This window comes from Candidatus Aeolococcus gillhamiae, assembly GCF_016464765.1.
Taxonomy (GTDB): domain Bacteria; phylum Chloroflexota; class Dormibacteria; order Aeolococcales; family Aeolococcaceae; genus Aeolococcus; species Aeolococcus gillhamiae.
In genome coordinates this window covers 41,236-60,795 of the sequence record NZ_JAEKNS010000074.1, presented here as the reverse complement: position 1 = coordinate 60,795, position 19,560 = coordinate 41,236, and the positions used below count along the sequence as shown (strand labels likewise).

17 protein-coding genes and 1 pseudogene are annotated in these 19,560 nt (G+C 70.7%); 9 read left to right on the top strand and 9 right to left on the bottom strand.

Annotated elements, in window-relative coordinates; genetic code table 11:
- Window position 1 precedes the first annotated feature (1 nt).
- Window positions 2–874: an HAD hydrolase family protein gene (locus JF886_RS06975; protein WP_337310923.1), complete on the bottom strand. Its 873-nt coding sequence runs from the start codon at window positions 872–874 to the stop codon at window positions 2–4.
- Window positions 871–1,869: a 2-hydroxyacid dehydrogenase gene (locus tag JF886_RS06970; RefSeq protein ID WP_337310921.1), complete on the bottom strand. Its 999-nt coding sequence runs from the start codon at window positions 1,867–1,869 to the stop codon at window positions 871–873. Before JF886_RS06970 ends, JF886_RS06975 begins: the two co-directional genes overlap by 4 nt.
- 254 nt (window positions 1,870–2,123) lie before the next feature.
- Between JF886_RS06970 and JF886_RS06965 the strand changes: the two genes are divergently transcribed.
- From JF886_RS06965 to JF886_RS06955, 3 genes are read left to right on the top strand one after another with little or no spacing between them, the layout of a single operon-like run.
- Entirely contained in the window at window positions 2,124–3,230 is a 1,107-nt protein-coding gene (locus tag JF886_RS06965) for a DEAD/DEAH box helicase (protein WP_337310920.1), read from the top strand.
- A 33-nt stretch (window positions 3,231–3,263) separates the two neighbouring features.
- Window positions 3,264–4,043: an alpha/beta fold hydrolase gene (locus JF886_RS06960; protein ID WP_337310918.1), complete on the top strand. Its 780-nt coding sequence runs from the start codon at window positions 3,264–3,266 to the stop codon at window positions 4,041–4,043.
- On the top strand, window positions 4,021–5,364 hold the full coding sequence (locus JF886_RS06955; RefSeq protein WP_337310916.1) for an MFS transporter: 1,344 nt from the start codon (window positions 4,021–4,023) through the stop codon (window positions 5,362–5,364). Before JF886_RS06960 ends, JF886_RS06955 begins: the two co-directional genes overlap by 23 nt.
- On the opposite strand, the gene JF886_RS06950 is transcribed toward JF886_RS06955, so the two are convergent.
- Window positions 5,332–6,549: a GNAT family N-acetyltransferase gene (locus tag JF886_RS06950; RefSeq protein ID WP_337310914.1), complete on the bottom strand. Its 1,218-nt coding sequence runs from the start codon at window positions 6,547–6,549 to the stop codon at window positions 5,332–5,334. The genes JF886_RS06955 and JF886_RS06950 overlap by 33 nt on opposite strands.
- A gap of 41 nt (window positions 6,550–6,590) precedes the next feature.
- Entirely contained in the window at window positions 6,591–7,778 is a 1,188-nt protein-coding gene (gene moeB, locus JF886_RS06945; protein WP_337310913.1) for a molybdopterin-synthase adenylyltransferase MoeB, read from the bottom strand.
- 81 nt (window positions 7,779–7,859) lie between these two features.
- On the opposite strand from moeB, the gene JF886_RS06940 reads away from it, so the two are divergent.
- Window positions 7,860–9,365, top strand: a complete 1,506-nt coding sequence (locus JF886_RS06940) for a UDP-N-acetylmuramoyl-L-alanyl-D-glutamate--2,6-diaminopimelate ligase (protein ID WP_337310912.1) — start codon at window positions 7,860–7,862, stop codon at window positions 9,363–9,365.
- Window positions 9,366–9,466: 101 nt separating this feature from the next.
- Here JF886_RS06940 and JF886_RS06935 read toward each other — a convergent pair whose 3' ends face one another.
- The 3 genes from JF886_RS06935 to JF886_RS06925 all read right to left on the bottom strand — a co-directional run bounded on the left by JF886_RS06935 (window position 9,467) and on the right by JF886_RS06925 (window position 13,621).
- On the bottom strand, window positions 9,467–10,453 hold the full coding sequence (locus JF886_RS06935; RefSeq protein WP_337310910.1) for a S1C family serine protease: 987 nt from the start codon (window positions 10,451–10,453) through the stop codon (window positions 9,467–9,469).
- Window positions 10,454–10,494: 41 nt separating this feature from the next.
- Window positions 10,495–12,840, bottom strand: a complete 2,346-nt coding sequence (locus JF886_RS06930) for a YncE family protein (protein WP_337310908.1) — start codon at window positions 12,838–12,840, stop codon at window positions 10,495–10,497.
- A 91-nt stretch (window positions 12,841–12,931) separates the two neighbouring features.
- Window positions 12,932–13,621 (bottom strand): O-methyltransferase, encoded by a 690-nt coding sequence (locus JF886_RS06925; RefSeq protein WP_337310906.1) that lies wholly within the window; start codon window positions 13,619–13,621, stop codon window positions 12,932–12,934.
- A 269-nt stretch (window positions 13,622–13,890) separates the two neighbouring features.
- Here JF886_RS06925 and JF886_RS06920 point away from each other — a divergent pair.
- Window positions 13,891–14,329, top strand: a pseudogene (locus tag JF886_RS06920) (GNAT family N-acetyltransferase).
- Window positions 14,330–14,392: 63 nt separating this feature from the next.
- Window positions 14,393–14,773: a VOC family protein gene (locus JF886_RS06915; RefSeq protein WP_337310905.1), complete on the top strand. Its 381-nt coding sequence runs from the start codon at window positions 14,393–14,395 to the stop codon at window positions 14,771–14,773.
- Between the two features lie 17 nt (window positions 14,774–14,790).
- Here the strand turns inward: JF886_RS06915 and rsmG are convergent, their stop codons facing one another.
- Window positions 14,791–15,402, bottom strand: a complete 612-nt coding sequence (gene rsmG / locus JF886_RS06910) for a 16S rRNA (guanine(527)-N(7))-methyltransferase RsmG (RefSeq protein ID WP_337310904.1) — start codon at window positions 15,400–15,402, stop codon at window positions 14,791–14,793.
- Between the two features lie 62 nt (window positions 15,403–15,464).
- On the opposite strand from rsmG, the gene JF886_RS06905 reads away from it, so the two are divergent.
- The 3 genes from JF886_RS06905 (at window position 15,465) to JF886_RS06895 (ending at window position 18,683) form a co-directional block, all read left to right on the top strand.
- Window positions 15,465–15,647: a hypothetical protein gene (locus JF886_RS06905; RefSeq protein WP_337310903.1), complete on the top strand. Its 183-nt coding sequence runs from the start codon at window positions 15,465–15,467 to the stop codon at window positions 15,645–15,647.
- Window positions 15,648–15,733: 86 nt separating this feature from the next.
- Window positions 15,734–16,927 (top strand): glucosaminidase domain-containing protein, encoded by a 1,194-nt coding sequence (locus JF886_RS06900; protein WP_337310901.1) that lies wholly within the window; start codon window positions 15,734–15,736, stop codon window positions 16,925–16,927.
- 37 nt (window positions 16,928–16,964) lie between these two features.
- On the top strand, window positions 16,965–18,683 hold the full coding sequence (locus JF886_RS06895) for a glycoside hydrolase family 15 protein (protein ID WP_337310900.1): 1,719 nt from the start codon (window positions 16,965–16,967) through the stop codon (window positions 18,681–18,683).
- A gap of 8 nt (window positions 18,684–18,691) precedes the next feature.
- Here the strand turns inward: JF886_RS06895 and JF886_RS06890 are convergent, their stop codons facing one another.
- On the bottom strand, window positions 18,692–19,555 hold the full coding sequence (locus JF886_RS06890; RefSeq protein ID WP_337310898.1) for a Nif3-like dinuclear metal center hexameric protein: 864 nt from the start codon (window positions 19,553–19,555) through the stop codon (window positions 18,692–18,694).
- Window positions 19,556–19,560: the final 5 nt, after the last annotated feature.

The following is a 19,560-nucleotide window of genomic DNA, read 5'->3' as shown; positions in this document are numbered from 1 at the left end:
ATCATCGCATCGAAGGCGCGAGTGACAGCGCCGTCCCGGTCAGCCCGAAATGCTCGAGCACGTCGGCGACTCCTGCCTCCGCCGGAACGCCACACGTGGCGTCGGCCGCGGCCAGCACCTCTGGTCGCCCGCCCCGAACTGCCACCCCGCAGCCGGCCGCCTTGAGCATCTCGATGTCGTTGGGCGCGTCGCCCACTGCCACCGCTTCGGACAGCGACAAACCCAGCGTGGAGCAGACCAGCTCGATGGCCAGCGACTTGTTGACCCGCGGGCTGACCACCTCGATGAAGCTGCTCATCGACCGGGTCACCCGGGCACGGTCACCGAGACCCTCGGTGAGCGCCTTCACGCAGGCTTCGACCACGGCGCGGTCCTCGCTGACGCACACCACCTTGGTGCTGCCGTTACGGACCACTTCGTCCAGATCCTCGACGAACTGGATGGGCACCTGGGCGATCGCGGCGTAGAGGTGCGCCTCGGGCCTGTCCTGCTCGCAGTACAGCATGTCGTTGGCGTATGCCTGGCGGTGCCAGTCGTGCTCGCGAGCGATCGCGATCGCGGCCAGCGCGACCGCAGGCGCGAGGCCCTCCTCGAAGATGACCTGCCCGGGTGTGTCGCCGCGCGGCAGCGCGCGCACCAGCGCGCCCTGGTAGCAGACCAGCGGGAGGCTGACCTGGAGCTCGCGCGCCCAGGGCAGGGCGGACGTGTACATCCTGCCGGTGGCGAGGATGATCGGCACCGTGGCGTGGCGCACCGCCGCTGCGGTCCGCGGCTGCAGCACCAGGTCGTCGTCGATGAGTGTGCCGTCGATGTCGAGCACCGCAGCGCGCGGTGTGAAGGTGGTCGGCAGATCCTCGATCGCGCGTGGCGTCACGAAACAGCGGGCGGAGCGCCCCCCTCCCACGCGCTCGGATTCACGCAGTTGGTCGGCACGCGGCCGTCGATGGCGTCGAGCGAGTTCTGCGCGGTGAGCCGTGCCATCGCCGCGCGCGTGGCCACCGTCGCGCTGCCGAGGTGCGGCGAGAGCACGGCGTTGCGGCACTCCACCAAGCCGGGCGCCAGCTGCGGCTCGTTCTCGTACACGTCGAGACCGGCAGCGGCGATCCATCCCTCGCGCAGCGCGCGCACGAGCGCGGTCTCGTCGACAACCGGGCCGCGGGAGGTGTTGACCAGCACGCTGCTCGACCGCATCGAGCGCAGGGCACGCTCGTCGATGAGGTGGTGCGTGGCGTCGGTGAGCGGGACGTGCAGGGAGATGACGTCGGCGGTGCTGAGCAGCTCGGCGATGGGCAGCTCCGTGACGCGCCCCTGGATATCAGCGTCGATGCTGACCTCGACGTCGGTGGAGTAGGCGATGCGCAGGCCGAAGCCGAGCGCGCGCCGCGCCACCGCCTGGCCGATGCGCCCGAAACCAACCACCCCGAGGAGCGCGCCGGTCAGCTCCATGCCGAGCATGTAGTCCGGCTCCCACCCCTGGAACGCGCCGGCGCGGGCCGCCGCGTCGCCCTCGCAGATCCGCCGAGCCGCCGCCAGCAGCAGGGCCAGCGTGCAGTCGGCGGTGGCGTCGGTGAGGACCCCGGGTGTGTTGCTCACCGCGATGTGGCGCTGGGTCGCGGCGTCCACGTCGACGTTGTTGTACCCCACCGCGTACAGCGACACGCAGCGAAGCGTGGGCAGGCCGGCGTCGAGCAGGTCGGCGGTGATCGGATCCCTCAGCTGCGGGCAGAGCACGTCGACGGGGTGTGCGCGCAGTCGCTCGGCCAGCTCCGCGCTGGGAGCGATCCGTCCGAGAACGCTGAGCGACGCCCGCGGGCGAACCATCTCCTCGAAAGGCGCGGGCAGGGGCAGGGTGCAGAGGACCTCGGCCATCGCCGCCGATCTTAGGGCCCGGACGGGAGCAACCTCGCCGGGCCTGCCCAAGCCCTCGGGTGGCGGCCACGGCGGGTGTCGCCGCGCGGTTCTTGGGTACAATCACTGCTGTCTTGCGTTCATCTTTTCGCGCGCGGTCGCACAGGCCGCCGGTCGCAAGGCCCCGTCCCGCCGCGTTCGGCGTCGACGAAGAGGCCGCGACAGAACCGGTTCAACAGTCCGCTCCCTTCGACCGGCTGGGGCTCAGTGCTGCCATGCTGACCACCGTCGGCGAGATGGGCTTCACCATGGCCACGCCCATCCAGGCGGGCGCAATCCCACCCGCGCTGCGCGGTGAGGACGTCATCGGCCAGGCCCACACCGGCAGCGGCAAGACGGCCGCGTTCGGCATCCCCATCATCGAACAACTCGATCCGCGCCGCGGTTCGGTGCAGGCGCTGATCCTCTGCCCAACGCGCGAGCTCGCCGTCCAGGTGCACGAGGAGATCACTGTGCTGGCGGAGCGCCACCAGATCACCTCGGTGGCCATCTACGGCGGCGATTCGATGGCGCGCCAGCTCGACGCGCTCCGTGCCGGCGCCCACATCGTGGTCGCCACCCCCGGGCGGCTCGCCGACCACATCCAGCGCGGCTCGCTGAGCCTCGAGCGGGTGCGCTTCGCCGTCCTCGACGAGGCCGACCGAATGCTCGACATGGGCTTCGCGCCCGACGTCGAGAAGATCCTCCGGCAGTGCCCCACCGACCGCCAGACCATGCTCTTCAGCGCCACCATGCCCGAGTGGGTGCGCCGGCTCGCGCTGCGCCACATGCGCAACCCCGTGACCATCGCGATCAGCGCCCGCCCCGAGATCACCGCCGGGGTGCGCCAGCTCTACGTGCAGACCACGTGGGCCGACAAGGTCGACGTGATGATGCGCATCCTCGACCAGCCCGACGTGGTCATGTCGCTGATCTTCGTGGAGACCAAGCGCACCGCCGACCTGCTCCAGGCGCAGCTGGAGCGGCGTGGCCAGAGCGTCGGAGTCCTTCACGGCGACCTCACCCAGAAGGAGCGCAACGCAGCCATGGCGGCGTTCGTCGCCACCCACGTGAAGCACCTCATCGCCACCAACGTCGCGGCGCGCGGGCTCGACATCGACGACATCTCGCACGTCATCAACTACGACGTCCCCACCACCCCGGACGAGTACCTCCACCGGGTCGGTCGCACGGCCAGGGCAGGGCGCACCGGCGTCGCCATCACGCTGATCACCCCGAGCGAGATCCTCAAGCTGCGCGACGTCGAGAAGCACGCGCGCACCACCATCGAGCAGGCCAGCCTCGAGGACTTCCCGGTCCAGCCGACTACAGCGGCCAGCTGACCCGCGCCCCCCGGGTCGGCTAGTGTCGGCGCGGTGAGCGAGCTGTCCATCCACGACACCGGCGAGGGACCGGCCCTGCTGCTGCTCCACGCGTACCCACTCGACGCCTCGATGTGGGACGCCCAGGTAGCTGCGCTGAGCGGCCGATACCGCTGCCTGCGCCCCGATTTCTGGGGATGCGGAACGTCACCGCCGCCGCCTGGAGGGGTGACCATCGACGGCTACGCGGCTCTCCTGCTGGGCGAGCTCGACGAGCGTGGCATCGCCGACTTTGCGGTGTGCGGTTCGTCGATGGGCGGCTACATGACGCTCGCGCTGCTGCGTGCGGCGAGCCGGCGCGTCCGGGCCGTGGCCCTGGCCGGGACACGGGCCGCTGCCGACGACGACGACGCCCGAGCAGCGCGAATGGAGGTTGCCGACCAGGTGCGCAGCCTCGGCGTCGAGGCCGTCGTCGAGCCCATGACCGAGAAGCTTCTCTGCCCGCGCTGTCGCGGCGAGGTGCACATTGCCGACCCGGTGCGCGGGCGCATCCGTCGCTGTAGCCCGGCGGGCGTCATCGCCGCCATCGAGGCCATCGCCGGACGTCCTGACAGCACCCCAATGCTCGGCAACATCCGCGTGCCGGCCCTGGTCGTCTGCGGCACCGACGACGGAATCGTTCCGCTCGACGAGTCGCGGGGCATGGCCGCAGCCATCCCGCACGCGCAGCTGCACGAGTTCGAGGGCAGCGCTCACCTCCCCAGCCTCGAGCAACCGATGGCCTTCAGCGCGCTGCTCGGCAGCTTCCTCGATGTCGCAACAACGGGGGCCTGAGCCGCGCACCCGGGCCACCCCGGACCCGGTGGTGGATGCAGCGCCACCTTCGCGAGCGCGACGCGCGCTGCGCACGGTGGTGGTCGACGTCTCGCCACTGCGCGAGTCGCGCGATTTCCGGCTTCTCTTCATCGGCCAGGGGGTGTCGTTCGCCGGCACCATGATCACGTATGTCGCCGTCCCGTTCCAGGCGTACGCGCTGACCCGCTCGTCGCTGGTGGTGGGGCTGGTGAGCGTCACCGAGCTGCTGCCCATCCTGCTCGTGTCATTCATCGGGGGCGCGCTCGCCGACGCCGTCGACCGCCGTCGCATGGTGCGGCTGACCGAGGCCGGCCTCTGCGTCGCGACCGGCGTGTTGCTGGTCAACGCGGCGCTGCCCCACCCGCAGCTCTGGGTCCTCTTCGTTGCGGTGGCGCTGGCGGCGGCGATGGACTCACTGCAGCGGCCCTCACTCGACGCCCTGGTGCCGCGGATCGTCCGCGCGGACCGGCTGACTGCCGCGTCGGCGCTGGAGGGGCTGCGCGGCAACCTCGGTCACGTGCTCGGGCCTCCTGTCGCCGGCGTGCTCATCGCCACGGTAGGCTTGCCGGTGACCTTCGGGGTGGACGTCGCCACCTTCATCGCGTCCCTCACAGCGCTCAGCTTCATGAACGCCGTACCGCCGCCACCCGGTGCCGAACGGGTCAGCGTGCAAGGCATGCTCGCGGGTGTCCGCTACGCGGTGCGCCGCCAGGATCTGCTCGGGTCCTATCTCGTCGACATGAACGCGATGTTCTTCGGCATGCCGCTGGCGCTCTTCCCGCAGATCGCCACGAGCTTCGGCGGACCGGCGGTGCTGGGTGTGCTGTACACGGGGCCGGCGGTCGGCTCGCTGCTGGCGAGTCTCACCAGTGGCTGGACCCGGTCGGTCCGCCGTCACGGGGTGGCGATCGGGCTGGCGGCGGCCGCCTGGGGTGTGGCGATCATCGGTTTCGGCTTCGCACCGACGCTCTGGTTGGCGTTCATCACGCTTGTGGCCGCCGGGGCTGCCGACATGGTCAGCGGGATCTTCCGCGGGGCCCTGTGGAACCAGACCATCCCGGACGCGATGCGGGGCCGCCTCGCCGGCATCGAGATGATCAGCTACAGCTCGGGGCCGGCGCTGGGCAACCTCGAGTCCGGCCTGGTCGGCGCGCTCGCGGGGGTACGCGCGTCGGTCGTCAGTGGTGGGGTTCTGTGCGTGGCTGGGACAGCGGTGCTGTGTGCGCTGCTGCCCCGCTTCTGGAGGTACCGGGCGTCCGGCCCGGGCTCAGAACATATGGTTCAGCCAGGGGCGCGGTGACCAGCTGAACATCGCGCTGGCGCGGCGAACCGCTCCCTCACGCTCTTCCTGCACGATGTCCGCGCGCTGCAGCGCCGCGGCGCTGACGTCGCCGAGCAGCATCGACCCGAGCGCGGCGGCGTCGAGCACGACGTCCGCTGTGGCATTGGTCCGCGCCGCGATCGCGCCATCCAGGCCACCTTCGACGCGGTAGCGGCCGGCGACGTCGGCGCACGCGTCGTCGCGCACCTCGATGACCAGCGAGTCCTCGCGCGAATAACGCCGCGCCGACAGCAGGGCCACCACGTCGACCACGCGAAGGTGCAAGTCGTCGCGAGTGCTGACGCGCAGGCGTCGCGGGTCGGCGACCAGCTGCTGGAGGGGATCGTCGAGCCAGAACCGCCACATCTCCACGTGCTCGATGAGGTCCATCTCGAGCACGTGCTGCCAGAGCGCCAGGTGCGCGTCGAGGTTGAGCGCGGTCAGCTCGGTGAGGTGGACGATGCCGTCGCTGAGCCCGTCGGCCCAGCGCAGCTCGACCCGGTAGTTGGCGAAGCCATCGAGCACGCCCGCCGCATCCTCATGGGCAACGACGGTCATCGGCGCGATCTTGCCGTCCGGCGTCTCGTTGCGCGCGATGCCGACGCGCCAGTGGTCCGCGGAGCGGAGGATGCCGCCGGTGCGATCCACCTGGCGGCTCTCGATGTCGCGCCACAAGGGGACGGCGTCGTGCAACGGGACGAAACGCAGCCGACCCGGATCGTGGAAGGAAATGCGCAGCGCGGCGTGCGCGGTGTCGATCGCCGCGCTGCCGATGTGGCTCGCCACGCCGTAGCCGAAGCGACGGTAGATGGAGCTCTCCGACGCGCCCAGGCCCAGCACCGGGATGTCCCGGTCGCGGGCACTGCGCAGGCATCTATCCATCATCGCCCGCAGGGCGCCGCGCCGGCGCGCGGTCGCCGCCACGCCCACCCAGGTGACCCCGTCCATGGCCACCCGCGAACCGCCGGGCAGCGTCAGCGGGAAGTCGATCACCGCAGCAGCACCGATGTCCTCGCCGTCGAGCCGGGCCAGCATGGCGCGCCGGAGCGCGTGGTGCACCTGCTCCATGCCGATCTCCGGTGCCTCGCCCCAGAAACCGTGCGCGGTGAGCACGAAGTGCTCGAAGTCAGAGGGTGCGAGGTCGACGATCTCGATGGCGCTCATGGCCGCGAGATCATAGGTCGGCGCGCGGGAGGTCTCGGCGCTCAGACGCCGGCGGCGACAGCCTCGGTTGCGACGCCGGCGGGCACCATGCAGAAGCCCTCGTAGTCGATCGGCTCGGTGATGGTGGGATTCTCGCCACATACCGGGCAGTCCGGGTCGCGCGGGATGCGGAACTCGCGGAAGCGCATGTCGAGAGCGTCGATGTGGAGCAGGCGACCGGCCAGCGGGTCGCCGATGCCGACGATGAGCTTCACCACCTCGGTGGCCTGGAGTGTGCCGACGATGCCGGGGAGCACGCCGAGAACACCGGCCTCGGCACACGACGGCGCCTCCTCGGGCGGCGGCGGCGACGGATAGCGGCAGCGGTAGCACGGGGACGCGAAGGGCAGGATCGTGGTGACCTGGCCCTCGAAGCGGAAGATGCCGCCGTCGACGAGGGGCTTGCGTGCAAACAAGGCCACGTCGTTGGCCAGGTACCGAGTGGGGAAGTTGTCGCAGCCGTTGACGATGATGTCGTACTGGTCGAAGAGCGCGCGAGCGTTGTCGCCGCTGAGCATCTCGTTGTGGTCGACGACGCGCACGTCACTGTTGAGCGCGTTGATCGCGATGCGCGCCGACTCGGTCTTGCGCATGCCCACGCGGTCACGGGTGTGGATGATCTGGCGCTGCAAGTTGGAGTCGTCGACGACGTCGAAGTCGACGAGCCCGATCGTGCCCACGCCGGCGGCGGCCAGGTAGAGAGCGACCGGGCTGCCTAGGCCGCCGGCGCCGATGAGCAGGACCTTGGCGTCGAGGAGCTTGGCCTGGCCCTCCTCACCGATCTCGGGGATGAGCAGGTGGCGGCTGTAGCGACGTTTCTGGTCGGCGCTGAGCACGTGGGGGATCTCGAAGTCGAAGCCGGCCTGTTTCCAGCCGTTGAAGCCGCCGCTCATCGAGCGGACGTCGCTGTAGCCAAGCTCGTGCAGCGCCTTGGCCGCGAGCAGGGAGCGCACACCGCCGGCGCAGTACAGGGTGATGGGCGTGTCCCTGGCCGGGACGCGATCCTCGATCTGGACCTCGATGAAGCCTTTGCTGAGGTGCTGGGCGCCGGGGATGAAGCCCGCCTCGAACTCGTCGCGCTCGCGAACGTCGATCACCGTGCGCGAGCCGCGTTCCCTGGCGACCTGCTGGGGGGTCACCTCGGGGATGACGCGCCGGGCGTCGTCGAGCAGGTCACGAGAGCTGGGCACGGCCAGATGGTACCCAATACCTGACTAATCCAGTCGTGATTCGGGTCTGAGGACCGGGCACGCGTCCTAGACTGCGCCCACGTGATTGGCTTGCGCGACCTGCTCCGCACCGCTGGGATCGCCTCGGCTGCAGGTGGCGAACCGCCGGACGTAGAGGTGGCCGCGGTGACCAACGATTCCCGTGACGCCGCCCCCGGGTCGCTCTTCGTCGCCATTCCCGGCCGGCGCGAGGACGGCCATGGCCACGCCGGCGACGCGGTGCGGCGGGGCGCCACGGCCGTGGTTGCGGAGCACCTCATCGAGCCGCTGCTCCCTGCCGGCGTGCCGGTGGTGGTGGTCGAGGACTCGCGGCGGGCTCTCAGCGCCCTGGCGGCAGCGTTTCACGGTGATCCCTCGCGCTCGCTCACCGTCGCCGGGGTCACCGGTACCGACGGGAAGACCACCACCGCCACCATGTTGTGGGCGGCGTGGCAGGCCGCCGGGCTGCGCAGCGGTCTCGTCTCCACCGTCGACTTCCGCGACGGCGACATCATCACCCCCAACACCACGCGCATCACGACCATGGAGGCGGTCGAGACCCAGCGCCGCCTCGCCGAGCTCCGCGATGCCGGCTGCACTCGCGTTGCCCTGGAGACGTCGTCGCACGGCCTGGAGATGCACCGCGTCGACGACGTGCGCTACCGCCTCGCCGTGTACACCCGGATCACCTCGGAGCACCTCGACGTCCACGGCGATCGGGAGCGGTATTTCGCGGCCAAGGCGCGCCTGCTCGCGATGGTGGGAGACCGTCCCGACGGCGTCGCCGTGCTCGACCGCGACGATGACTTCGCGTACGCGCGCCTGGCAGCGATGCGGGTCGCGCAGCGGCTCACCTACAGCGTGTCTGGCGCGGATGCCGACCTGGTGGCCGAAGACGTCGCGGCGAGCCCGGAGGGCGTCCGGCTGCGGGCGCGCACTCCGTGGGGCAGCGCCGACCTGCAGCTCCAGCTGGCGGGCCGTTTCAACGCCGCCAACGCGCTGGCGGCGATCGCCGCGGCATGCAGCAGCGGCGCCTCGCTCGACGCCGCGGTCTCCGGCATCAGCGCGCTCGACCGCGTGCACGGCCGCATGGAGCGCGTCGGTGTCGGCCAGCCGTTCAGTGTGGTGATCGACTACGCGCACACCGCCGACTCGCTGGAGAAGGTGCTCACCGAGCTGCGCGCCGCCACCGCCGGCCGCCTCCGGGTCGTGTTCGGCTCAGCGGGCGAGCGCGACGTCGAGAAGCGCCCGGCGATGGGCGAGGTCGCGGCCAGCCTCGCCGACGTCGTCGTGGTCACCGATGAGGATCCGCGCAGTGAGGACCGCGTGGCTATCTGCGAGCAGATCGCCGCGGGCGCGGAGCGAGCCGGGGCGCGCCGCGGCGACACGCTCCACGTCATCCCTGACCGCGCCGAGGCGATCCGATATGCGCTCGCGGGCGCCGAGGCCGGCGACACCGTGCTGTTCGCGGGCAAGGGGCACGAGAGCTCGATCGTCACCGCGGCGGGCAACGTGCCCTGGGATGAGCGCGCGGTGGTTGTCGACGCGCTACGGCGGCTGCGCCCCTGAGCTCTCCGGCACGCTTGCCGGCGACGCGTCGGCGGCGCGGCTGATCGTCGAGGACGGAGTCGACACCGAAGAGGTAGCCGGGTCTCAGCTCCGCGGGTAGTTCAGGCAGGCGGTCCCGCCGACAGCGTGACCGTGGCCTGGTGGGCCTTGCCGGCAGGATCGCTCCAGGCCACCGGCACGGCATCGCCTGGACGGCGGTCGAGCATGATCCTCTCGACGTCTGTGGCGGAGTGCACCTGCGCGCCGGCGACCGCGGTGATCACGTCGCCGTTGGCCATGCCGGCGGTCGCCGCGCCGCCGCCACCGACCACGCTCTTCACCATCGCGCCGGCTGCGGAGTCGGCCAGGTCGGCACCCAGCGTTCCGCTGTGACCGGACTGGATGTACGGCGAGGAGATGTGGTTGACGATCTGGTCGGCGATGCTCATCACGGTGTTGATGGGGATCGCCCCGCCGAACCGGCCCACGTCAGCGGCAGGCTGATTGGGATTGGAGCCGACAGTGTCCATGCCGATGACCTGGCCGGCGGCGTTGAGCAGCGGGCCTCCGGAGTCGCCGGGCTGGATGGCCGCATCGAACTGGATCAGTCCATTCAGCGTCTCGAGGAGCAGACCGTTGTCACCGGCCACCATGAGCGTCTCGTCGAGGGTGGTGACACTGCCTGACGCGGAGACGGGGGCGCCGTTGTGCCCCTCGGCGTTGCCCAACCCGGTGACGCTGTCGCCCGTGTTCACCACGCCGGAGGTGTCCATCGGCACCGTCGGCAGGCCCTTGGCGCCGTCCAGACGGATCACCGCCACGTCGTGGGTGGGATCGACGCCGAGAACGGTGGCCTGATAGACCTTTCCCTGGCCGTCCACCTGAGCAACCAGGTCAGTGGTGCCTGCCACGACGTGGTTGTTGGTGAGCACGAGACCGTCGGAGCGGATGATCATGCCGGTGCCGGCGATCGAGCCGCCGCTGACGTGCCCGTCAATGTTCACCACCGCCGCGGCGACGCCGTTGGCGGCCGCGGAACGCGACGCAGGGTCGGAAGCGCCGCTGTCACCACCGCAGCCGGCGACGGCGACCACGGCCGCACACGCCACGCCGCCCAGGGTGCCAGCGGTAATCCCCCCGCGCGACATGCTCACTGGTGCGACGGAACCACGACGGACTCTGCGTTCGGAGTCACGTCAATGCTCGCCGCCAGCTTGCCGGCGAGCACGTCGATGACGTACAGCTTCTGCGTGGCGCTGTCCAGCACGTAGGCGCGCGAACCGTTCGGCGTCAGCTGAAGATCACCCGGGCGGGTGCCCACCGCGATGGACGAATCGGTCACCAACGTCGCGGTATGAAGCATGAGTACGGCGCCGCCGGTGTTCTCGATGGCGATCAGCGTGTTGTCGTCGGGCGTCGCCACGATGCCCACGATGTTCCCGGTCTCGGCGTGACTGAGGACCACCTTGTTCGTGCCCGGATCGATCTCCTGCAGGCCGCCGCTGGTCATCACGATGACCACCTTGCCCTGGTTGCTCATCACCAGCCTGGGGTTGGGCGCCACCAGGATCGGAGGGCCGAGGCTGAGGTCGTTGGTCTTCACAGGGATCACCGCCGACGACGCGTTGCAGTTGGCGAACAGCGCGGTTCCGTCCGGGGTGAGGACAATCTGAGTCGGGCTACACGGGAGTTGGATGTCCGCATGCACACGCCACAGCCGAAGGTCGACGACGGTCAGCGAGTTGGTCTGGTGGTTGTAGATGTACGCGGTGCCCCCGTCCGGGGCGAGCGTCAGCCCGGCGGGCGCCACACCGACGAGGAGAGGCGTGCCGGCTTTCAACGTCTGGGTGTCCACGGGCGTCAGCGACCCCCGCTGGGTTCCGTCACCAAAGCTCAGCACAAGCAGCGTGCGATGGTCCGGTGTCAGGACCGCCTCGCCGGGCGCGCGCGCGACGTGGACGGCGGGCCCGACCGACTCGCCATTCACGTCGATGCGCTGCACGGAGTCGGACAGGGTGTTGATCGCCCATGCGGTGGTGGAGTCAGCATTCACCACCACGTTGGGTCCGTTGCCGATCTGCAGGGTGCGGCCGAACGTGTTGTGCGCGGTGAGGAATCGGACGTTTCCGGCGGTGCTCTGGAAGAGCACCCACGCCCGCCCGCCCGCCTTCGGCAGCGTTAGGTCCGACGGTGAGGTGGTCAGCGCAACGGTGGCTCCACTGCGATGCGAGCGGAGGTCGACCGACAGCAGGCTGCGGTCGAGGACGTTGGCCACCCATGCAGTTGTTCCGTCGGCCGAGATCTCCACACGCGTGGGACCGGCACCGACGGCGACCGTGGCCACGGCGGCCCTGCGGGTGAGGTCGACGATCGTTAAGGAACGATCGATTGTGTTGGTGACGACCAGCGTGTGACCGTCAGGGCTCATCGCCGCACCGGCGGGGCTGTGGCCGACCGCGATGGGCGCCCCCACCGCGTGGGTGCGAGCGTCGATGGGGACGACCACGCCGGGCTGGTTGCCGACCCCTTCCTCGGTCACCCACACCGTGGCGCCCTCGGGCGTGTAGACGACGTTGGTGGGCGTGTTCCGCCCCACCACCACCCCCGCGGCTGCTCCGGTCGTGGTGTTGTAGAAGACGAGGACGCCCGGCTGACCGGGGCTGCTGTACGCGGCGATCACTGCCGTGGGTCCGCTCGGAGACTTGGTGAAGGAGGCGAGCCCCTGGCCGACCTGCTGGGCCGGCCGCGGGATGTTCGAGGCCGTGTCGATGGGGATCAGCGTCCCGGCGAGGTTGTCGATGACGTAGAGCGTGGTGCCGTCCGGGGAGAGGTCCTCGTCGATGGGGAGCTTGCCGACAGGGATGGGCGTCAGCGCCCTGCCCTGCACCAGGTCGACCGGGATGACCTCGCCATGCGTCGTGTCAAGAAGGAAGGCCTTGGTGCCGTCGTGAGTGGTCACCATGGTGGTCGGGCTACCCGGCAGCGCGATGCTGCGACCTGCCGATCCGCCGGTGAGCGACACCGTGACGAGCATGGCCGGGCCGCTGTGCACCACCGCCACGGCGCCGCCCGGTGGTGCGGCGACGACAGGTGGGGTCACGGCGGAATGCCCACGGAAGAGGGAGACGCCGATCCCGGCGACAACCACTGCGGCGGCGATGCCGATGGCGGCCACCTGCTTGTTGGTCGGGAACCCCGGCGGTGGGGGTGTGGGCTGGGGCCGCGATGGCGATGGCGATGGCGACGGCGGCTGCGGCGGTATGCGGATGGGTGTGGGCAAAAGCGTGTGCACCAGCGCGGCAGGCTGTGTCGGCGCCGGCGCTGGCGGGACATAGGCGCCGGGCGCGAACGTCGGCGGTTCCGGCTGCGCCGGCACGTCCCACGGGTCGAGCTGGCGCGGCCTGGTCTCGCGGACGCCCCAGCCGCGGCCGCCGGCGCGGACGGCCGCGGGCGGCGGGGAGTCGACGGGTGCGCCGGCCTCGGGTTCCTCAGTCACGGCGTCACCGTACGTGGCCCGTCGGAACCTCCCGTTGCGCCCGGGTCACGAACGTGTTCGTTTCCACTTCCTTGGTTGGCACGGAGATGAACTAGCTGGGGGACAGCTGGTCGTTCACCACGGCCAGCGCGAACCCGTCGTACCCCTTGCTCCCCACCGTCTGGATCACGGTCGCGGTGACGCGGGGGTCGGCGCCCATGAGCTCGAGCACAGCCCGCGTCCCGACCACGTCGGGACTGCTGTCCTGCGCGTCGATGATCGTCCCGTGGCGAACGGCGTTGTCGACGATGATCAGGGTGCCGGGGTGGCCAAGCGTGATCCCCCAGCGGAAGTAGTCCGCGCTGTTCTGCTTGTCGGCGTCGATGAACACCAGGTCGAACGACCCGCGCCTCTCCTCCTCCATCTCGCGCAGGCTGTCCAGCGCGCGACCAAGTCGAATCTCCACAACCGCGTCGAGGCCTGCGCGGGCGAGGTTGGCACGCGCCACCTCTGCGTGGTGGGCATCCACCTCGAGGGTGACCAGCCTGCCGTCCGCGGGAAGAGCCCGGGCCAGGCAGATGGTGCTGTAGCCGCCGAGGGTGCCGACCTCGAGGATGGTGCGGGCTCGCGCGAGGTTGGCCAGCAGGAACAGCATCCTGCCCTGCGGCGGTGACACCTGGATCTGTGGGAGGCCGCCGGCCGCGGCGTCGTCGAGTGCCTGCTGCAATACGAGGTCACGACCGAGCACCAGCTCGCCGAGATACGCGTCCACGGCTGTCCATTCCTGTGCGTTGTCATCCACGGGTGGGTTGCCTCCCGAATTCGTCGACTTCGACCCCACATGCTGCCACCATCGACCGGCAGCGGGAGTGTGATGCCGCCCGAGGATGACTTCCGACGCGTTCGCGATCCGCGTCACCGCCGCAACGCCGCGCCTCCGGCCACGTCGTCATCGTCGGTTCCGTCGCGGAACCGGTGCAGGGGGCCCCACAGCCGGTACAGAGCTCGGAACGATCAGCCTCGAGGTGGCGCCAGCTCGGCTGAGGCCGTGCCGCGACTACATTGCGGACCGTGAGCAGCATCGAGGTCCGCAGGCTCGAAGCGCAGGAGGCGCGTGGGCGCGTCGATGCGCTCGCCGACGTGCTCTTCGACTGCGTGAGCGGCGGAGCATCGGTCAGCTACATGGCGCCGTTCTCGCGAGAGCAGGCACGGGCGGCATTCTCGGCCGTCGTCGACGACGTCGAAAACGGCCGACGTTGCCAAGCTTCTGGTGCATCGCTCGGCGCGCGGCAGGGGAGTGGGACGCTTGCTGATGGAGCGCCTCGAGGTCGAGGCGCAGGCGACGGGGAAGACGCTGCTGGTGCTCGACGCCGTCAGCGACGGCGACGCCGCCCGCCTGTACGACCGGCTCGGCTGGACAACAGTGGGAGTGATCCCCGACTACGCGCTCTTCCCCGACGGGCGCTGGTGCGACACAACGGTCTTCTACAAGCACCTCCCGGCCGGCTGAGCGTCACACGATGGGGACTCGGCGGCGGTACGATCGTCCCCCATTTGGACGAGGAGACAGCAGATGCTTGACGGTGCCACGACCCACGCGGTCCTACCGGCGATGGACATGGAGCGGGCGACGCGGTTCTACACGGAGAAGGTTGGCGCGCAACAGCGAGCGGCGGTGGAGGGTGCGACGTTCTTCAGCGTCGGCGACTCGGAGTTCAGCATCTATCCGACAGCGAACTCGAACCGCGGTGGCCACACCCAGATGGGGCTGCGCGTGCCTGATTGCCGTGCGGTGGTGGCGGAGCTACGCTCGCGCGGAGTCGAGTTCGAGGAGTACGACTTCCCAGGGCTGAAGACCGTCGACGGTGTCGCGGACATCGGTGGCGGCGGATCCGCAGCGTGGTTCAAGGACTCCGAGGGCAACATCATCGGCGTCGTGCAAGTCCCCATCTGAGGGTGCCGCCGCGCCGCTCACCCGGCGCTGCCGGCGTCGCCGATCTTCTGCACGGCGAAGATGCCCGGCGCGGGCCGCTCGGCGCGCACCGCCGGGTCACCCTCGAGGACACCCACGGCCGCCGCTGCGTCGGCGGCCGCGACCAGGGCCCAGAGTGTGCCACCCGTCGTCAGCAGGGGCATGGAGAGGACGCACAGCAGCGGCGGCGGCGCGGCTGCCCGTGACAGCACGGCGTCGTAGCGCCCGCGATGTGCCGGGTCGGCTCCCATCTCCTCAGCACGGCGGGCGGCGACGGTGACGTTGCCCAGCCCGAGCAGGCCGCTGACGTGCACCAGGAAGCCTGCCTTGCGCTGGTCCGATTCGATCAGCGTCACCGCCAGGTCGGGTCGCACGATGGCGACGATCACGCCAGGGATGCCCCCTCCGGAACCGAGATCGGCGCAGCGGACACCCTTGCGCAGCCCGGCCGCGTCGAGCAGCGCCAGGGATTCGACGACGTGGCGCTCCCAGGCGACTTCCCGGGGCACCGCCGTAAGGTTGAGCCGCCGGTTCCAGAGGTCCAGCTCGTCGAGGTGGCGGTCGATGGCACGGCGCTGTGGGGGCGTGGGATCGGGCACCTTGGTGGCCACGGTATGTCACATCCCACCGGCGAGTCGCGCTCCGGCGCCCCTCATGCGATGATGTCGTCTCCATGACGACCTTGGACACGTGCCCACGTTGCCGCGCGGAGCGCCTTGCAGTCGTCTACTTCGATGCCAAGGACGAGCCCATCGGCGGCCACATCCAGTGCCCCGACTGCGGCCCGCGCCACTCCGAGGAGTTGAGCTTCGACGCCACCGTCGGCGAGACCCTCCTGGAGCGCAAGGCCTCCTAGCAGGGTGCTGATCGCCGCGCAACGGTCCGATGACGGCGCGGTGACATTCGCCAGGTCGATGTTGCGACGGTCCCACAGTCCAGCGAGTGCACCTTTGCGTTCGTCGCCGCGCGTTCGCCGTCGGCCTGCTGGCGACCGCCCTCACTGCGATCGCGCTGCCGGCGCGCGCGGCCAGCCCGCCGAGCGTGAGCACCGCCCAGCAGAACCTGGCGCAGGCTCAGCAGAAGGCTCACCAGGCCGGCACCGCCCTGGGCGCCGCCCAGCAGCAGCTCGCCGGCGCCCAGGCCCAGCTGGCCGCGGTGCAGGCCCGCGTGGTCAGCCTCGACGCCGCGGTGACCGCGGACACCGCCCGGGTGACCCGGCTCGACGAGCAGGTGCGCGCCGACAAGACTCAGCTGGCCGGCTACGTGCGCAGCGTGTACAAGTCGGGTGGGAGCGAGGGCGCGCTCGCCTACATCATCGGCTCCTCCACCATCGCTGACGTCTTCCAGCGGGCCGCTGAGCTCGACCGTGTCAACCAGGCGGGCAAGGTCCTGCTGGCGCGCATCGCCGCTGCCCAGGCCGCCGCCGCCCAGGCGCTGAGCGAGGCCACCACGGCGCGCCAGCAGGCCCAGGTGGCTGCCCAGCAGGCCGCCACGGCCGAGGCCGTGGTCGCGGTGGAGAACGACCAGCTCCAGGCCGTCGCGATCGCCGCCAGCAGCCAGGTGACGACCGCCCAGCACCAACTCTCCGCCGCCCAGGCAGCCGCAGCAGCGCAGGCCAGGGCAGCAGCCTCAGCCGCAGCCGCCGCGCAGGCGGCGGCCCGGCAGACGGGAGTGGTGTTCACGCCGGTCGCTGGGCCGGCCTTCACCGTCGACACCGACCTGACCAAGCCGTCCGGCGAGACCGCGGCCAAGCTCGACTCTTTCCTCAGCGGCAGCGCGCTGGCCGGGCTCGGCGCCAGCTTCATGAGCGCGGAGACCACGTACCACGTCAGCGCCCGCTACTTCGTGGCCCACGCCATCCTCGAGTCGGCGTGGGCCACCAGCGCCATTGCCCACGACAAGCACAACCTGTTCGGCTACGGCGCGAACGACGCCAACCCGTACGGCGACGCGGTGAGCTTCGCGAGCTTCGAAGCCTGCATCCAGTTCGTCGCGCAGAAGGTGGCGCAGAACTACCTCTCCCCGAGCGGAGCCTTCTACCACGGCGCCACGCTGCGCGGCATGAACGTCGACTACGCGAGCGATCCGCTGTGGGCATCGAAGATCGCGCGCATCGCCGGCACCATCCCCGACTGACCGGGCACCGGGCCGCGCTGCCCTAGACTGCGGCGCCGTGCACCACCCCATCGGCGACCACGCCCTGCTCGCCGACGGACGCGCCGCAGCGCTGGTCGACCCGAATGGCAACGTCGCCTGGCTCTGCTGGCCGCGCATCGACTCGCCGCCGTGCCTGCTCTCCATTCTCGACGACGAGGTCGGTGGCGCATTCGTGGTGGCGCCGCTGCACCCGGGAGCAAACGTGGTCGAGCGCGGCTACATCCCCGGCACGCTCATCCTCCGCACAGTGTGGCGTGCGTCCGGCGGTGAGCTGACCGTTCACGACGCGCTCGCCTGCGACGGCGACGTGCGCCTGGTGCGGAGCATGCGCGCAACCGGCACGGTCGACGTCGGCGTGCGCGTGATGCTGGCGCCCGACGCGGCACGCGGCAGCGGTGAGGTTGTGGTGGACGGTGCGACGCTGCGCGTACGCGGTGGGGGCATCGACGTCGCCGTGCACGCACCGGCACCGTGGACGGTGGACGCTGACGGCGTCGCCGTGTGCCGGTTCACTGCTGACCCAACGGAGCGCGCCGTGGTGCTGTGCGACAGCGCGAACGACGGCGGGACATCACTGGACGGGACGGAGCGCTGGTTCGCCGCTCGCGTGAGCGCAGGATCGACCGCACCGAACCAGCTCGCCGAGCGCTCTCTCGGAGCCGAGGCTGCCCGGCGGCTGCTCACGCACAGTGCGGCGGTCCTCGCCGGCCTGCGGCAGCGTGGTGGCGGGATCGTGGCGGCGCCGACCACCTCGATCCCGCAGTGGCCGGGCAGCTCACGCACCTGGGACTACCGCTACAGCTGGCTGCGCGACACCGCGCTCGCCGGCCTGGCGATGCTGCGCTGCGGACTGACCGTCGACGCGGGCGGCCTCGGCGACTTCATCGGCGCCGCCACGAGCACCTTGCCGCCGTCAGTGCTGCTGCGCGTCGACGGCACCGCTCCGCCACCCGAACGCACCCTCGATGGCCTGCGCGGCTACGGCGGCGCGCGCCCGGTGCGCATCGGCAATGCCGCCTCAGAGCAACCGCAGCTCGACGTCGCCGGTGAAGTGCTCGAGTTCGCCGCCGCGCTGGCCGCGCACGACCAGCTTCCGCAGACCCTGTGCGCGGGTGTGGTGCGCGTCGCCGACTGGACGGCAGAACACTGGACGAAGCCCGACCACGGCATCTGGGAGATCCGCGGCGCGCCGCGCCACTACACGCACTCGCGCGTGATGGCCTGGGCGGGACTGGTGCAGGCGGCCGAGCTCGCCGATCGCGGCGTTGTCACCGGCAGCGCGGAGCGGTGGCGGCGGGCTGCCGATGACATCCGAGCCGCGGTGCTGCGCCGCGGCGGCGCGCTGGCACTGACCGACGTCGGCGGCGGTCCCGACGCCGCGCTCGCCCAGGCGGCCACAGTTGGCTTTCTCGACAGCGGCGACCCGCGCCTTCGCGAAACCCTCAATGGCATCACGACCACGCTCGATCGCGGCGGGCTCGTCGACCGCCACGTGCCCGAGGCGGATGTGAACAGCGATCCCTGCGGTCCATTCCTCTTTGCAACGTTCTGGCTGGCCGAGGCGCTGGAGCGGTGCGGCCGCGACGGCTCCCCGCATTTCGCCGCGGCGGCGGCGGCGCGTGGCTCGGTCGACTTGTTCGGCGAGGTGGCCGACCCCAGGGACCGCACGCCGCTCGGCAACTATCCGCAGGTGCAGAGCCACGCCAGCTTCGTGCTGGTGGCGACGGACATCTGATCTGATCTTTAGCTGGGGGGTGTCCGAGGGGGGAACGCAGTTCCCCCTTCGACTACCCCGCTTGTGCGGACGATCTCGATGCCGCGCTCCTCGAGCCCGGCGATGACGACGTTGATGCCGATGCTGTCGCTGGTCATGTGCCCGGTGACCACCAGGGTGTCGTCGGCGTCCGCGGCGGCGCGCAACCGCTGCAGGTCCTCCTCGTCGATGTGCATCGCAAAGATGGTGTCGACCCCGGCGCGGAAGTACTCGCTGAAGACCGGGAAGCCCCCGTTGGTGCCGCCCGCGATCGCCACGGTCCAACGGCCCAGCGCGTTGCCGGTCGACCCCACCCATGCCTCGGGCCGGGCGTGGCCGTGCGAATACTCCGCGAAGTCGTCGAACCACTCGATGCAGTCGCCCACGGTGGCTCCTTCCCTCTCATGGCGGCGCAGCATCTCGATGATCGCGGTGCGCGTGATGATGTCGCAGGCCAGATGCACGTTGCAGAACGGCATGCCGAAGAGTCGTGCGCTGTCGACGACGGCGTTGATGTTGCTCATGTGGACGCGCCGGGCGAGCGCCTCGAGCCGCGCACTGATCGCGGCCTCGGCGGCGTCACGGCTGATCCCTTCAGCGGTCATCTGCTCGACCTGGCGGCTGCGGATCAGCTCACCGAAGCGTGTCCGCGTACGGTCGCCGGCGGGGTGGTGGGCGATCACCGCGTCGAAGCCGTTCTGCTGCGCCCAGAGAAGCTCAGCCAGGGAGATGTCGACGCCGAAGAGAACCCGGTGCACGTCGGCCGTCGCCTCGACGTACACCTGCGAGTCCAGCGGCACCGAGTCGCAGCCGGCCAGCTGTGCAGACCAGTCGAGGATGTTCTGCAGGTTCACGCGGC

Coding starts and splice junctions, on each gene's coding strand:
- JF886_RS06955 (WP_337310916.1), top strand. CDS start 4,021: ATGTCGCAACAACGGGGGCCTGAGCCGCGCACCCGGGCCACCCCGGAC.
- JF886_RS06905 (WP_337310903.1), top strand. CDS start 15,465: ATGACGACCTTGGACACGTGCCCACGTTGCCGCGCGGAGCGCCTTGCA.
- JF886_RS06915 (WP_337310905.1), top strand. CDS start 14,393: ATGCTTGACGGTGCCACGACCCACGCGGTCCTACCGGCGATGGACATG.
- JF886_RS06950 (WP_337310914.1), bottom strand. CDS start 6,549: ATGAGCGCCATCGAGATCGTCGACCTCGCACCCTCTGACTTCGAGCAC.
- JF886_RS06970 (WP_337310921.1), bottom strand. CDS start 1,869: ATGGCCGAGGTCCTCTGCACCCTGCCCCTGCCCGCGCCTTTCGAGGAG.
- JF886_RS06965 (WP_337310920.1), top strand. CDS start 2,124: ATGCTGACCACCGTCGGCGAGATGGGCTTCACCATGGCCACGCCCATC.